The organism is Bradyrhizobium sp. SZCCHNR1017, assembly GCF_032381375.1.
In the GTDB taxonomy this organism is placed as follows: Bacteria; Pseudomonadota; Alphaproteobacteria; order Rhizobiales; family Xanthobacteraceae; genus Bradyrhizobium.
In genome coordinates this window covers 952327-966469 of record NZ_JAUHIR010000001.1, presented here as the reverse complement: position 1 = coordinate 966469, position 14143 = coordinate 952327, and the positions used below count along the sequence as shown (strand labels likewise).

General features: G+C 65.3%; 14 protein-coding genes and 1 pseudogene. 10 read left to right on the top strand and 5 right to left on the bottom strand.

Translation table 11 applies throughout. From position 1 onward, the window contains the following. The 3 genes and pseudogenes from QW863_RS04495 (at position 1) to rpsI (ending at position 1537) form a co-directional block, all read left to right on the top strand. A pseudogene (locus QW863_RS04495) lies at positions 1 to 430 on the top strand (PaaI family thioesterase). A gap of 158 nt (positions 431 to 588) precedes the next feature. Further along, positions 589 to 1053: a 50S ribosomal protein L13 gene (rplM, locus tag QW863_RS04490; RefSeq protein WP_315711511.1), complete on the top strand. Its 465-nt coding sequence runs from the start codon at positions 589 to 591 to the stop codon at positions 1051 to 1053. A 1-nt stretch (position 1054) separates the two neighbouring features. Next, positions 1055 to 1537, top strand: coding sequence for a 30S ribosomal protein S9 (gene rpsI / locus QW863_RS04485; RefSeq protein WP_172109671.1), 483 nt, complete (start codon positions 1055 to 1057; stop codon positions 1535 to 1537). 96 nt (positions 1538 to 1633) lie between these two features. Here the strand turns inward: rpsI and QW863_RS04480 are convergent, their stop codons facing one another. Then, entirely contained in the window at positions 1634 to 3733 is a 2100-nt protein-coding gene (locus QW863_RS04480; RefSeq protein WP_315711514.1) for a LamG-like jellyroll fold domain-containing protein, read from the bottom strand. A gap of 390 nt (positions 3734 to 4123) precedes the next feature. Here QW863_RS04480 and QW863_RS04475 point away from each other — a divergent pair, with 390 nt between their 5' ends. The 4 genes from QW863_RS04475 (at position 4124) to QW863_RS04460 (ending at position 7635) form a co-directional block, all read left to right on the top strand. After that, positions 4124 to 5347, top strand: coding sequence for a GGDEF domain-containing protein (locus tag QW863_RS04475; RefSeq protein WP_315711515.1), 1224 nt, complete (start codon positions 4124 to 4126; stop codon positions 5345 to 5347). Between the two features lie 68 nt (positions 5348 to 5415). Continuing rightward, positions 5416 to 5718, top strand: a complete 303-nt coding sequence (locus QW863_RS04470; protein WP_315711517.1) for an antibiotic biosynthesis monooxygenase family protein — start codon at positions 5416 to 5418, stop codon at positions 5716 to 5718. Positions 5719 to 5755: 37 nt separating this feature from the next. Further along, positions 5756 to 6304 carry a phosphohydrolase gene (locus QW863_RS04465; protein ID WP_315711519.1) on the top strand — a complete coding sequence of 183 codons (549 nt, stop codon included), beginning with the start codon at positions 5756 to 5758 and terminating at the stop codon, positions 6302 to 6304. Between the two features lie 161 nt (positions 6305 to 6465). Continuing rightward, a complete protein-coding gene (locus tag QW863_RS04460; protein WP_315711520.1) occupies positions 6466 to 7635 on the top strand; it encodes a M20 aminoacylase family protein in 1170 nt (389 codons plus the stop codon). Positions 7636 to 7653: 18 nt separating this feature from the next. Here QW863_RS04460 and QW863_RS04455 read toward each other — a convergent pair whose 3' ends face one another. Then, positions 7654 to 8802, bottom strand: a complete 1149-nt coding sequence (locus tag QW863_RS04455) for an AI-2E family transporter (protein WP_315711522.1) — start codon at positions 8800 to 8802, stop codon at positions 7654 to 7656. A gap of 235 nt (positions 8803 to 9037) precedes the next feature. Between QW863_RS04455 and QW863_RS04450 the strand changes: the two genes are divergently transcribed. The 3 genes from QW863_RS04450 to QW863_RS04440 all read left to right on the top strand — a co-directional run bounded on the left by QW863_RS04450 (position 9038) and on the right by QW863_RS04440 (position 11133). Next, positions 9038 to 9808 carry a gamma-glutamyl-gamma-aminobutyrate hydrolase family protein gene (locus tag QW863_RS04450; protein WP_315711523.1) on the top strand — a complete coding sequence of 257 codons (771 nt, stop codon included), beginning with the start codon at positions 9038 to 9040 and terminating at the stop codon, positions 9806 to 9808. A gap of 82 nt (positions 9809 to 9890) precedes the next feature. Beyond that, positions 9891 to 10499 (top strand): hypothetical protein, encoded by a 609-nt coding sequence (locus tag QW863_RS04445; RefSeq protein ID WP_315711525.1) that lies wholly within the window; start codon positions 9891 to 9893, stop codon positions 10497 to 10499. Positions 10500 to 10557: 58 nt separating this feature from the next. Beyond that, positions 10558 to 11133 (top strand): hypothetical protein, encoded by a 576-nt coding sequence (locus tag QW863_RS04440; RefSeq protein WP_409977887.1) that lies wholly within the window; start codon positions 10558 to 10560, stop codon positions 11131 to 11133. Between the two features lie 426 nt (positions 11134 to 11559). On the opposite strand, the gene QW863_RS04435 is transcribed toward QW863_RS04440, so the two are convergent. The 3 genes from QW863_RS04435 to QW863_RS04425 all read right to left on the bottom strand — a co-directional run bounded on the left by QW863_RS04435 (position 11560) and on the right by QW863_RS04425 (position 14141). Continuing rightward, positions 11560 to 11952 carry a hypothetical protein gene (locus QW863_RS04435; protein ID WP_315711527.1) on the bottom strand — a complete coding sequence of 131 codons (393 nt, stop codon included), beginning with the start codon at positions 11950 to 11952 and terminating at the stop codon, positions 11560 to 11562. Between the two features lie 218 nt (positions 11953 to 12170). Next, positions 12171 to 13580, bottom strand: coding sequence for a type I glutamate--ammonia ligase (gene glnA, locus QW863_RS04430; RefSeq protein ID WP_006611030.1), 1410 nt, complete (start codon positions 13578 to 13580; stop codon positions 12171 to 12173). A 222-nt stretch (positions 13581 to 13802) separates the two neighbouring features. Further along, positions 13803 to 14141, bottom strand: coding sequence for a P-II family nitrogen regulator (locus QW863_RS04425; RefSeq protein WP_009027873.1), 339 nt, complete (start codon positions 14139 to 14141; stop codon positions 13803 to 13805). Between the last annotated feature and the right edge of the window lie 2 nt (positions 14142 to 14143).

Below are 14143 nucleotides of genomic sequence, written 5' to 3'. Positions count from 1 at the left end.
ATGACGGCGAAGATGACCATCGCGGAGCTGGAAACGTTCCTGCACGCGGAATTTCCCCCAGGCGTTCCGCACCGGCGGTGACATTTCGATCGAGAGCGCCGACGGCAAGAGCTGCCGGATGCGCCAGCGCTTCAATGAGCGCATGTTGCGCCCCGGCGGCACCGTCTCCGGGCCGACATTGATGGCGCTGGCCGATTTCGCGATGTACGTGGTGCTCTTGTCGGCGATCGGCCCGGTCGGTCTTGCCGTGACCACGAATCTCAACATCAACTTCCTGCGCAAGGGCGCGGCCGGCGCCGATGTGCTGGCGGAGGCGCGGCTGCTCAAGCTCGGCAAGCGGCTCGCGGTCGGCGAAGTCACGCTGCTGTCAGGGGAATCGCCCGATCCGATCGCCCATGTCACGGCGACCTATTCCATTCCGAATGCGTAGGGTTTTCGTGGGTATTATTGCACCATATTTGCAAGCTACTGTTTTTATTGCATTAATTTGACGCCGATGGCGTTGACGAATGCAGGCCGCTTCTCTAGAAGCTGCGACCAGTTCGGTGCGTCACCCGCGCCGCATTCTCCCTGTCACGGATATCTCTCATGAAAACCTTTTCGGCAAAGCCGGCCGAGGTCCAGAAGAAGTGGGTCGTGATCGACGCCAAGGGTCTGGTCGTCGGCCGTCTCGCCACGCTGGTCGCCATGCGGCTGCGCGGCAAGCACCTCCCGATCTACACGCCGCACGTCGACTGCGGCGACAACGTCATCATCGTCAATGCCGCGCACGCCGTGCTGACCGGCCGCAAGCGCGAGCAGAAGGTGTACTACAAGCACACCGGCTATGTCGGCCACGTCAAGGAGCGCACCGCGCGCCAGATCCTCGAGGGCCGCTTCCCCGAGCGCGTGATCGAGAAGGCCATCGAGCGCATGATCCCGCGCGGGCCGCTCGGCCGCGTGCAGATGGGCAATCTGCGTGTCTATGGCGGACCCGATCATCCGCACGAAGCGCAGAACCCCGAGAAGATCGACATCGCCAAGTTGAACCGCAAGAACACGAGGGCCGCATAAGATGGCCGAAAGCATCCAGTCTCTCGATCAGCTGTCGCAGCTCAAGGGGGCCGTCACGGCTCCCGACGCTCCGAAGTATGAGAAGAAGGTCGACAAGTTCGGCCGCGCCTATGCCACCGGCAAGCGCAAGGACGCGGTCGCCCGCGTCTGGATCAAGCCGGGCTCCGGCAAGGTCACCGTCAACACCCGCGACATCGAGGTCTACTTCGCCCGTCCGGTGCTGCGCATGATGATCGAGCAGCCGATGGTCGTCGCTGCCCGCAAGGGCCAGTACGACGTGATCTGCACGGTCGCCGGCGGCGGCCTGTCCGGCCAGGCCGGTGCGGTCCGTCACGGCCTGTCCAAGGCGCTGACGAATTTCGAGCCGGAGCTGCGCGGCGTCCTCAAGAAGGGCGGCTTCCTGACCCGCGACTCGCGCGTCGTCGAGCGTAAGAAGTACGGCAAGGCCAAGGCCCGCCGCTCCTTCCAGTTCTCGAAGCGCTGATCGCCTGGCTCCGGCTCCGTCCGGATCCATCAGCTTCAAATACGAACGGGCGCCCTCGCGGGCGCCCGTTTTGCTTTTGACGCAGGCTTGCGCGGGTCAGGCGCTGGCGCGGCGCGCGGTCAGCCATTGGCTCGGCGCCAGCGGTTTCGACACCACGCGGACCTCGCCGATGCTGCCGATGAAGCCGTCCGACGGCGCGCGGTCCCACCAGCCGCAGCCGAGTGCCCAGGGCTGCGACGCGGCCGTCGAGGCGATGCCGTTGCCGCCGATGACGCTGCGCACGACCGGCGCGCCCTCGATGTAGAGCACGGTCGAATTGTCGGCGGGATCGTTGACGATCGCGAGGTGATACCAGGTGTCGAGCATGATCTCGCCGGACCAGTCGGTCTGCGGCTGCCGGGTCGAACTCGACGGCACGATCTCCCACTGCACCTCGCGCAGGTTCGAGATCGCAAACAGGATCGGCGGCGATTCCGGATCGCCGCCGGCGTAGCCCGGCAGCCAGCCGCGGTTGCCGAAGCGGGTCAGGATGTTGCACCAGGCGTGGTCGGCGGCCTTCCAGTTCGGATCGATCTTGATGAAGGCTTCGACGGTGTAGCCGGATGCGAACGTTGCCGCGTTGATCGGCGCGTTGGCCGCGGTCGTGAACCAGCTGAAGCGGCCGGCGCCCTGCTTGGTCGTGTTGAGGAACTGCACGCTGCCCGGCGCCGACGACAGGCGATGCTTGTCGGCTGTGAAGACGACGTCGGCGACCTGGGCGGCACTCGCGAGCGTCGCGCGCTGCATCGGGTTGGCGGCGGTGAGGTCCGACAGCGCGGTGCCGGCGGCCACGGCCTTGCCGATCGCCGACGATGTGATCCGCCAATGCGCAACGGTCTCGGCCACGAGCGGATAGTCCTGCTCGTTCGCGGGCGGCACCACCACCGGTTCGGGCGCCTCGGTGTAGTTGGCGTAGAGATCCTGCTTGAGGCGCGGCAGGATCGGCGTGCCGGCGAAGGCCGGCAGATGGCAGAAATTGGTGAAGCGTGAAAACCGCCGGCGGAAGTCGATGGGAATCGAGAACGCGTGATTGTCCTCGGACAGCCAGGCGCGGTCGAACTGCTTCAGGCTGTCCTTCGGCTTCTCGACCACCCAGGGCGAGAACGAGGCGACGTCGATCTTGTTGGCCGTGAAGTCGAACTCGTACAGCCGCATCAGGCCGTTGCCGCCCTGATAGGCCATCTGATAGTCGACCACCATCTGGTGGACGGGGTTGTGGAAGTCGTTGATCTTCGTCAGCAGCGCGCCACCGTGATAGTGGCCGTTCAGGGTCATGAAGATCTGGTCGTTGCTGCGGATCAGCTTCTCCCACAGGTACTGGCCGTAGGCGACCTCGAGCGGGCTGACACCGTCATTGGCGATGTTCAGAAGCTGATGGTTGGCGAGGATCACCGGCAGCATCGGATGCCGCGCGATCATGCTGCGCGCCCAGGCGATCGCATCGTCCGAGGCGCGCCAGGACAGCGACAGCACCATGAAGCTGACGCCGCAGGCGTGGAACACATGCGCCTCGTGCCAGCCGCTCGGATGGCGCTCCAGGAAGGTCCGCTGCTTCGCCGCGCGGCTGGTCGGAAACCATGAGAGATAGGGCTCGGATGAAGCGCGCTGCGCATCGGTGCCCGCGCCCTGGCTCGCCGCGCTCTCGAACTCCAGCGCCGACAGCACGTCGTGATTGCCCGCGAGCACCGAATAGGGCCGGCCGGCATTTTCCAGCAGCTTCATCGCGGCATCGGCGACCACCCATTGCTGCGGATGCTTGGACTGGTCGACGACGTCGCCGAGGTGGATCGTGAACGGGATGTGGTACTTCGCGGCGTTGTCGACGATGAACTGCGTCTGCGCGGGGTAGGGCGTGCTGCCATATTGGCGCTGATAGGACTGGCCTTCTTCTGACGTCGCATAGCGCGAGTAGAACTGCGTATCGGGAAGGACGGCGAGCGCGAAGCTGGTCGTGACGTGACGATGGTGATGGTGCATGCGCCAATGCGCGTGCGCCGCCTGGCCGGGCAGCAGGCTGGCGCCGAGGCCGAGCGCCGAGACGCCCATGGCATTGCGCAGCAGGGTGCGGCGATCGACGCCCTGCGCCGGCTGCGGATCACGCGCCGGATGATCGCCTGCGGCCGCCTTGTTGTTCGATGAATCGTCTTCGAAAGACATCCTTGTCCCCACCTCGAGCGGCGGATCGCGCCGCGGTCGGGACGTGTTAGGGAGAGATGATCTCAAATTTGAGAAGGTTTCTTATCGTTTCGATGAGTGTTCGCCGCAGGACGGGAAACCATTGATTCCGCACGATGGGGCGCACAACTATCAATGAATGACGCTGTGCCGTGTACAATCAGGGCGGGCGGTCGCGCGGATTGCCCCGGCATTTTTGAATCCTGTTTGCAGATTTCTTGCGCAGCAATTTGCTGACGAGTTGTGCCGAGCTTTTCGAGAAAACTTGGTATCCCAGGCAAACCTCTTTCCAACAAACCGCCCGCTAGGTTGATCGCGATAAGGCCGCGCTAACCCTGAATTTCCGCGCCGCCGCAGCAAGCGAGGTGATCGATGGCGCTTGATAGCATGACGCTCGACATCGTAGCGACCATGGTCGCAGCGCTGCTTGGCGCTATGTTGCTCCACTTCGGCCGGCAGGAGAACACGCCGGCGCTGCGCTGGTGGGGCGCGGCCTACGTCCTCGGCGCGGTCGCGATCGCGCTGTGGACCTTGATCGGCGAGCTCTACGGCGAGGTGGTGTCGCTGTTCCTGAGCTCCATCGGCCTGATCGCCACCGCCATGGTGTGGAACGCCGCGCGCGTGTTCCACGGCAAGCCGGCGAGCGTGCCCGGGCTCGTGCTCGGCGCGACGGTCTGGATCGCCAGCGGCATGCTGCTCGATGCGTCGGCGCAGGCGCTGCGGCTGACGATCGGCGCAGCGATCGTCGTGATCTACGCCATGCTGACCGCGGCCGAGCTGTGGCAGGAGCGGCGGCGGACCCTGCACAAGCGCTGGCCGGCGCTGATCGTACCGGTGATGCATGGCTTCGTGCTGATGTTGCCGATCCTGCTCGGCAACATGCTGCGCGATTCCGACGGCGCCTTCGCCGCCGCCTGGGTCACGATCTTCTCGATCGAACTCGTGCTGTATGCGGTCGGCACCGTGTTCGTGATCTTCATGCTGGTGTCCGAGCGCATCGTCAGCGCCCACAAGCGCGCGGCGACCACCGACCCGCTGACGGGCCTGCTCAACCGCCGCGGCTTTGCCGAGTCCTGCGCGCAGCTGATCGAGCGCGAGGCGCGCGAGCAGCGCCCGGTCAGCGTGCTGATCTTCGACATCGATCATTTCAAGTCGATCAACGACCGCTTCGGTCACGCCGAGGGCGACGAGGTCCTGAAGCTGTTCGCAAACGTCGTGGTCAACAATCTACGCCTCACCGATCTCTCGGGCCGGATCGGCGGCGAGGAGTTCGCAGCACTTCTGCCCTGTTCCATCGAAGAGGCCATGGTCGCCGCCGAGCGTGTCCGCGAGGCGTTCGCGGCCTCCGGCGTGGTGTGCGAGGACAAGCCGGTCGATACCACCGTCAGCATCGGCGTTGCCGGCGGGCCGGGCGGGACCGATCTCGACGTGCTGCTCGCGGCCGCCGATACCGCGCTCTACAAGGCCAAGCGCTCCGGTCGCAACCGGGTCGAGGCCTCGGCGGAGCTGCCGCTGTCGCTCGACCGCTACCGCCGCCAGCGCGCTGCCGCGGCTGCCAGCCTGCCGCAGTCGGGAGAGGCGGTGTTGTCCAGCTGAGGTGCGGCTTTCGCTCTCCCGAGGTCTGGGCTAGACAAGCGGCCCACACCAGGGGAGGCCGACAGAACATGATCACGGAAATCGCCCAGATCGACGTCAAGCCGGGCACGGAGAAGGATTTCGAGGCCGCGGTCGCGAAAGCACGCGCCGCCTTCGGCCGCTCCAAGGGCTTTCACGGCTTCGAGCTGCACAAATCGATCGAGAAGCCGCAGCGCTACCGCCTGATGGTGAAGTGGGAAACGCTCGAGAACCACACGGTCGATTTCCGCGGCTCGGAGAACTTCACCGAATGGCGTGGCCTGGTCGGGCAGTATTTTGCCAATCCTCCGGATGTCGAGCACACCGAGACGGTCCTGACCTCGGCCGGCTGAGGCAGCGCGTCAGCGCTGCTCCGCCACGGAACACAACATGACGCACGACGATCTGGTCGAAGCCTACTCTGCCGGGGGACGGCACTACCACGATCTTCGCCACGTCCAGGATTGCCTGGACCAGCTCGATCGCGTCGCGGACCTCAGCGTCCGCGAGCGCGAGGTCCTGACGCTGGCGATCTGGTGGCACGACGCCGTGTATGATCCCACGCGGTCCGACAATGAAGAGCAGAGCGCCATCCTTGCCGAGCGTCACGTCGCGCCCGAGCTGCGCGACGAGGTCGGACGCCTGATCCGGCTGACCCGGACGCACCATGTCGCGCCCGACGATCGGCTTGGCGCGCTGCTCGTCTCGATCGATCTCGCCATTCTCGGCGCCGACGAGGCCAGCTACGACGTCTACGCGGATGCGATCCGGCGCGAATATGCGCATGTGCCGGACGACGCCTACCGCGCCGGGCGCGCGGCGGTGCTGGAGCGGTTCGCGCGGCGCCCCGTGATCTATCCAGATGCGGGCTTTGCCGCTGCGCTCGACCAGAAGGCGCGGGCCAACCTCGCGCGCGAGCTGCGCGGCCTTCGATCATAAGCAGGATCGGCTCAGGCGTTTCGCGCGGCCGCGTCGCCGCGGCAATGCAGGCTGCGCAGCATCGCATGTGCTGATAGCGCTTGTCTTTTGCCGTGGCCCGACATGCAATGGGATGACATGCGCGTCGCCATGACGTGCTCCTCATTTTCTGGAACTCCGTCATGCCGATCATCAACCGCGCCGCCGAGCTGGCGGAAGACGCCAAGGTCTGGCGCCGCGATTTCCACCAGCATCCCGAGCTCCAATATGAGGTGCATCGGACGGCCGGGCGCGTCGCCGAGCTCTTGACCTCGTTCGGTGTCGACGAGGTTGTCACCGGCATCGGCCGGACCGGCGTCGTCGGCGTCATCCGCGGCCGCGAGTCGTCGCCGCGGGTGATCGGCCTGCGCGCCGACATGGACGCGCTGCCGCTGCAGGAGGTCAGCGACATCCCGCACAAGTCCACCATTCCCGGCAAGATGCACGCCTGCGGCCATGACGGCCACACCGCGATGCTGCTGGGCGCGGCGCGCTATCTCGCCGAGACGCGCAACTTCGCCGGCACGGCCATCGTCATCTTCCAGCCAGCCGAGGAGGGTGGGGCCGGTGGCCGTGCGATGGTCGAGGATGGCCTGATGGAGCGCTTCGGCATCGAGGAGGTCTACGGCCTGCACAATGCGCCGGGCCTGCCGCTCGGAACGGTCGCGACGCGCACCGGCGCCGTGATGGCCGCGGCCGACACCTTCGAGGTGCGTCTGAAGGGCCTCGGCGGCCACGCCGCGCGGCCGAACAAATGCGTCGATCCGATCATCGCCGGCGCGCAGATCGTGACCGCGCTGCAGACGATCGTGGCGCGCAACGTCGATCCGGTCGAAAGCGCGGTGCTGTCGATCACGCGCTTTCACGCGGGGACGACCGCCGACAACATCATTCCGCAGACCGCTGTCATTGGCGGCACCGTGCGCACGCTCGATGAGGACATCCGCCGCTTGATGGACGAACGCTTCAAGGGCCTGGTGACGGCGCTCGCGAGCGGCATGGGCGTGGAGGCGGAGATCGACTACGAATGGGGCTATCCGGTCGTCATCAACCATGCGGAGCAGACTGCGTTCGCGGCCGACGTGGCGCGCAGCGTCGTCGGGCCGGAACAGGTCATCACCGACATGCCGCCCCGGCTCGGCGGCGAGGACTTCGCCTACATGCTGCAGGCGCGGCCCGGCGCGTTCGTCTTCATGGGCATCGGCGATGGGGCCGGCGTGCATCACCCGGAATATGATTTCAACGACGACGTGATTCCGCACGGCATCAGCTATTGGGCCAAGCTGGTCGAGACCGCGATGCCGGCCGGCTGAGCGGGCTCTGACCGGGCCTCAGATCGCGGCCGCGGCGTCCTCGGTGCGGCGGTCGCTCTTGAAATAGTCGATCATGACCTTGGCGATCGCCATCAGCGGCAGCGCCAGGGTCAGGCCCCAGACGCCGAACACGATGCCGAGCAGAATCTGGAACGCAAACAGCGTGGCCGGCGGGATGTCCAGCGCCTGGCGCTGGATCAGCGGCGTCAGCACGTAGCTCTCCATCGCGTGCACGCCGAGGAACAGCACGAAGGCGCTGACCGCAGCGACCCAGCCGGAGGCGAGGCTCGCCAGCACCACGATGACGCCGGCGATGATGGCGCCGACGGTCGGAATGAAGGCCAACAGGCCGGCCTGGATGCCCAGGATGAACGAGCTCTGCACGCCGATGATGGCGAGGCCGATCCAGGTGACGAGGAACACGGCGAACATCGTCGTGATCTGGGCGATCAGCCAGCGCTCCAGCGTGTAGCTGATGCGGTCCACGATCACGGTGGCCTGGTCGCGGTACTTCGCCGGCGCCAGGAAAAGCAATCCGCTGCGGTAGACCGCCGGCTGGGCCGCGAAGGCCAATCCCAGGAACAACACTATGAAGAAGTTGCCGACGGCGCTGACGGTGCCGAGCAGCAGCTTGAAGGTCTGGCTGACGATGGCGCCGCCGGAGGAGGCCAGCGCGCTCGGCGAGGGCAGGCCGCCCGGCAGGCCATGGGACGGCGTCTGGGTCGGTGTGGTCGAGCCGCCATCAGGCGCGGCAGTGGCCGTGCTCGCGGCGTTGAAGTCGAAGAAGCTGGTGTCGATGCCGTTGCGGTCGAGGAAGCCCTTGATGTTGCCGAGCTGCGACTTGATCGTATCGCTCAGCACCTTGGCCTGGTCCGCGATGGTGGTGCCGCCGAGGAAGACGATGCCGACGAGCACGGCCGCGAGCGCCAGGCAGACGATGACGAGCCGCGCCGGATGCGGCCAGGGCAGGACGCGGCCGAGCAGGCTGGTCATCGCGTTGAGCGCGACGCCGAGCAGCATGCCCGCGAACAACAGGAAGATCGCAGCCGCGTAATACCAGGTGAAGGCCATGCCGGCCATGAACAGGGTTACCCCGATGCCGCCCACGGCAATGGCCCAGGCCAGGTCGCTGCGGGCCTGGAGGCGTGGGTCGGCGGGGGCGGTCATGAGGCATCCTCTGTGCTGATCGGCCCCCACACATTGGCGAAAACGGCTGGCGGATCAAGCGCAGGCTTGGGGAAGCGGGGCGCTGCAGGACGCTTGCGGGGGTGTCCGGAATTGGCATTGGGGACCCGCGTGGCCATATGTTGATCCTGCCGTGCGACGCAGGCATGATTTGTGCCTGCCACACTGGCGGACGCGGCCGCCAACGGCCACATAAGAGGGGAGAGAAACAAAAACAATGAAACGTCCGGTGGTCGGCGTGATCGGCAACAGCCATCGCGTCGAGAACAGGTTCACCGTGCAGATGGTGGGCGAGCGCAACCTGAGCGCCGTGGCCGAGGTCGCGGGCGCGCTACCGCTGATGTTTGCCGGTGTTCCCGAGATCACCGACATCGCCGCGCTGCTCGATGTCGTCGACGGCGTGGTGCTGACCGGCGCCCGCGCCAACGTGCACCCGACCCGCTTCAACACCGAGCCGAGCCTCAAGCACGAGCCCTACGACGTCCACCGCGACGAGGTCGCGCTGCAGTTGTCGGAAGCCTGCGTCTCCAGAGGCATCCCGCTGTTCGGCATCTGCCGCGGCTTGCAGGAGATGAACGTCGCCTTCGGCGGCTCGCTGCATCCGGAGATCCGCGAGATTCCCGGCCGCATGAACCACCGCATGCCCAGGTTGGAGAACGGCGAGATCCATCCCGATCCCAACGTCGTGTTCGCCGATCGCCACGAGGTGCGGCTCACGCCGGGCGGTGCCTTCGCCAGCATCCTCGGTTGCGACAGCATCAAGGTCAATTCGCTGCATGGTCAGGGCATCCTGGAGCCGGGCGACCGCGTCGTGATCGAGGGCATCGCCGAGGACGGCACCATCGAGGCCATCCGCATCGCGGACGCGCCATCCTTTGCGCTCGGCGTGCAATGGCATGCCGAATATGACCCGCAGAAGAACCCGATCAATCGCAAGCTGTTCGAGGCGTTCGGTAAGGCGGTGAGGAAGCGGCATCTGTCATCCTGACGTCGGGGCTGAACCGGGTTTCCAAAACGGCAGACGAAGCTGCAGAGACGGCTCATCGTGAGCTCGTCACAAGGAAACCGTGATGCGCCACGTCCTGACTGTCGCCATTGTGCTCCGCGCCGCTCCGGCCTTGGCCCAAGGCACGCCGCCGATGGAAGGCCCGATCACCTGCTCGTCGCCGGTCGCGGCCACCGATTCGGCAAACAGCCTCAAGCAGCGCTATGGCGACGAGGCCGTGGTTCAGGATCTGCCGGGCGCCGAGGGCGAGACCTACAAGGGCCTCGTGCTGTTTCCGCGGGCGATGGACCGGCGCATCGAGGTCGGCTTCATCGACGATAAGGTCGCGACGGTGTCCGGGCTCACCTTGCGCGATACGGCCAAGACGAGCCGCTGGAGCGTGGCCGGCATCACCATCGGGGCCAGCCTCGTCGAGGTCCAGAAGGCCAATGGCAAGTCGTTCGTCGTGAGCGGCTTCGGCTGGGACTATGGCGGCTTCGTCACCGACTTCAAGAACGGCGCGCTGGGACGCATCCTGCCGGGCGGCTGCTCGATCACCGTGCGCTTCGGCAAGGACAAGGACCCACCGCGAGCGCTCTCGGGCGATGGCGTGAAGGTGTCGTCCGACAATCCGGCGCTGGTGAAATTCGCGCCCGTCGTCACCGAGATCGGCATCAATTTCGCCGCGAAGTGATGGCTTCATAGTCGCAGGACTGACCGGGATGAGCATGCGCCGAACGAGCTTGTTGTTGATGCTTCTGGCTGCGCCGGCATGGGCACAGACCGCGCCGCCTGCCGATGGGCCGATCACCTGCACCTCGCCGGTGTCGGTCACGGACTCCGCCAAGAGCCTGATGCAGCGCTACGGCCAGGAGGCGGTGACAGACGACCAGTTGTTCACCGGGGTGGAGGACATCACCTATCAAGGCGTCGTGCTGTCGCCAAAAGTGCCGGACTGGCGTATCGAGATCGGCTTTGCTGACGAGACGATGCGGCGGGTGTCACGTCTCACCTTGATCGCCTCCAAGACGAGTCATTGGAACGTTGCCGGCGTGACGCTCGGCTCCACTTTGGCCGAGGTGCAGAAGATCAATGGCAGGCCGTTTCTGATCCGCGAGTTCTTCACCGATGGTGGCGGCTTCGTTGTCGACTGGAAAGGCGGCACGCTGAGCCGTCCTTTGCCGGGTGGATGCTCCGTCAGCGTTCGCTTCGGCAGTGACGACCACGAGGGAAATCCGATCGGTGATCGCATCGCATCCGACAAGGCGGAGTTGCGCAAATGGGGACCGGTGGTCGAGCAGATCGTGGTGAGGTTTCCCGAGAAATAGCGGCTGAGTGCGCCCTCGGGCCTCATGGTTCGAGACGGCGCGCACTTCTGTCGGATGATCTCATTGACTCATGGGCGCGCGCCTCCTCACCATGAGGAGAAACCACGGCCTCGCGCGACCTCCATCTCCTCATCCTTAAGGAGCTTGGCGATAGCCGAGCGTCTCGAAGGACGAGTCCCGTTGGATCATCGCAGATGAGCAGCCACCAACAAAAGGCGCCCGGTGAAGGGCGCTGGGGGCAGGGGTGGTGCGGCAAGATCTCCATCAGGAAAGCTTGCCGCGTTTCTCGATAGCCACGACAACGCAGCGCTCGTCAATGGGCGCCGGTCGCAGGCGCGTCCGGCGGATTCTCCGAGAGCGGCCGTCTCCTACGGCCAAGCCCAATCCGTGCAGTTCGTCCCGCGCGTGGCGAGAGCGCAGCTCCGCTCAGGGCTTTGCGAGATGCCAGGCGTTGTTCAGGAAGCCGTCGCCTGTGATGTCGCCGGGCTTCTGATCCTTGGCGAAGGTGTAGAGCGGCTTGCCCTTGTAAGCCCACTGCCTGGAGCCGTCGTCCCGGGTGATGATGGTGTAGTTGGCGTCGGCCTTGTCGCTGGCTTCGGCTTTCAGGACCGGCCAGTTGGTCGCGCAGGGACCGTTGCAGGCTGATTTGCCGTCGACGTCCTTGTCGAACGTGTAGAGCGTCATGCCCTTGTTGTCGGTGAGGATGTCACCCTTCGTGCTGCTGCCGCTCTTGGTTGGAGGCGCCGCGCTGGCGGACGAGATCGCCGCGAGTGAGATTGCGGCGGTCAGGAAGAGGCGCGAGATCGAAAGCCTGGTCATTCGAAATCTCCCAATGCATGTGGATCACAGGGATAGAAACTCATTCCGGCCCGATCTATTCCTTGCGCCTGTCCCTATTCGTCATTGGGAGGAATGTCGTACCGCCGTTCTGGCGCTCATGCCGGCCTTGGCATTCGCAGCACGGCACTGCGACACCAATGAAAAGGGCGCCCCGTGAGGGGCGCCCTGGTGTCGTCATCCGCCGATCAATCGGGCTGTCAGCCCGAGTAGTACATGTCGAACTCGACCGGGTGCGGGGTCATTTCGAAGCGCTCGACCTCGGTCATCTTCAGCGCGATGTAGCTGTCGATGAAGTCGTCGTCGAACACGCCGCCGGCCTTCAGGAAGGCGCGGTCCTTGTCGAGGTTCTCGAGCGCCTCGCGCAAGCTGCCGCAGACGGTCGGGATCTGCTTCAGCTCTTCCTTCGGCAGGTCGTAGAGGTCCTTGTCCATCGCCGGGCCCGGATCGAGCTTGTTCTTCACGCCGTCGAGGCCGGCCATCAGCATCGCGGCAAAGCCGAGATAGGGATTGGCGAGCGGATCGGGGAAGCGGACCTCGACGCGCTTGGCCTTCGGCGACGAGGTGTAGGGGATGCGGCAGGACGCCGAGCGGTTGCGCGCGGAGTAGGCGAGCAGCACCGGCGCCTCATAGCCCGGGACCAGACGCTTGTAGGAGTTGGTCGACGGGTTGGTGAAGGCGTTGATGGCCTTGGCGTGCTTGATGATGCCGGCGATGTAGGACAGGCAGGTCTCCGACAGGTCGGAATACTTGTTGCCCGCGAACACCGGCTTGCCGTCCTTCCAGATCGACTGGTGGACGTGCATGCCCGAACCGTTGTCGCCATAGACCGGCTTCGGCATGAAGGTGGCGGTCTTGCCGTAGATGTGGGCGACCTGATGGATGCAGTATTTGTAGATCTGCATCTGGTCGGCCATCAAGGTCAGCGTGTCGAACTTCATGCCGAGCTCGTGCTGGGCCGAGGCGACCTCGTGATGGTGCTTCTCGACCTTGACGCCCATGCGGGCCATGGCGCCGAGCATCTCCGAGCGCATGTCCTGCACCGAGTCCTGCGGCGGCACCGGGAAGTAGCCCGCCTTGGTGCGGATGCGGTGGCCGAGATTGCCGCCCTCATATTCGGTGTCGGAGTTGGTCGGCAGCTCCGAGGAGTCCAGGCGGAAGCCGGTGTTGTAGGGCGACGAGCTGTAGCGCACGTCGTCGAATACGAAGAACTCGGCTTCGGGGCCGACGAACACGGTGTCGCCCACGCCCATCGACTTCACCATCGCCTCGGCCTTCTTGGCGATGCCGCGGGGGTCGCGGTTGTACGGCTCGCCGGTGGTCGGCTCGAGCACGTCGCAGGTGATGATCATGGTGGTTTCGGCGAAGAACGGATCGATCGTCGCGGTCACCGGGTCGGGCATCAGGCACATGTCGGATTCATTGATCGCCTTCCAGCCGGCGATCGAGGAGCCGTCGAACATCGTGCCTTCGGCAAAAATGTCTTCGTCGATCATGCTGACGTCGAAGGTGACGTGCTGCCACTTGCCCCGCGGGTCGGTGAAGCGGAGGTCGACGTATTTGACGTCATTGTCCTTGATTGCTTTCAAGACGTCCTTGGCGGTCTTCATGAATACCCCTCTTGGCTTATAACGTCACGGCCCGGCGCGGGACGGCGTCCGCGGGTCATGCTCCATAGCCTCGTGCGGGAGCCAAGACAACATCGGAAACGGCAAAACGGCCGCGTGCAAGCGCCTCGCAGAGGACACTCGAGCTGCCGTGGGGGCTGCTGGCGCAGCAAACGTTCCGTGGGGGGCCCGGAGCGGACGGTCCGTTGAGGCCCCCCGGTCAGGCTAGATCGCGTCCAGCCCGGATTCTCCGGTTCGGATGCGGATGGCTTCCTCGATGTTGGACACGAAGATCTTGCCGTCGCCGATGCGGCCGGTCTGGGCGGCGCGGCGGATCGCCTCGATCGCGCGCTCGACCAGGTCGTCGCCGATCACGATCTCGATCTTCACCTTGGGCAGGAAATCAACGATGTATTCGGCGCCCCGGTAAAGCTCGGCATGGCCTTTTTGCCGGCCGAAACCCTTCGCTTCGGTAACGGTGATGCCCTGAAGTCCCACCTCCTGAAGCGCCTCCTTCACCTCGTCGAGCTTGAACGGCTTGATGATGGCTTCGATCTTCTTCACTG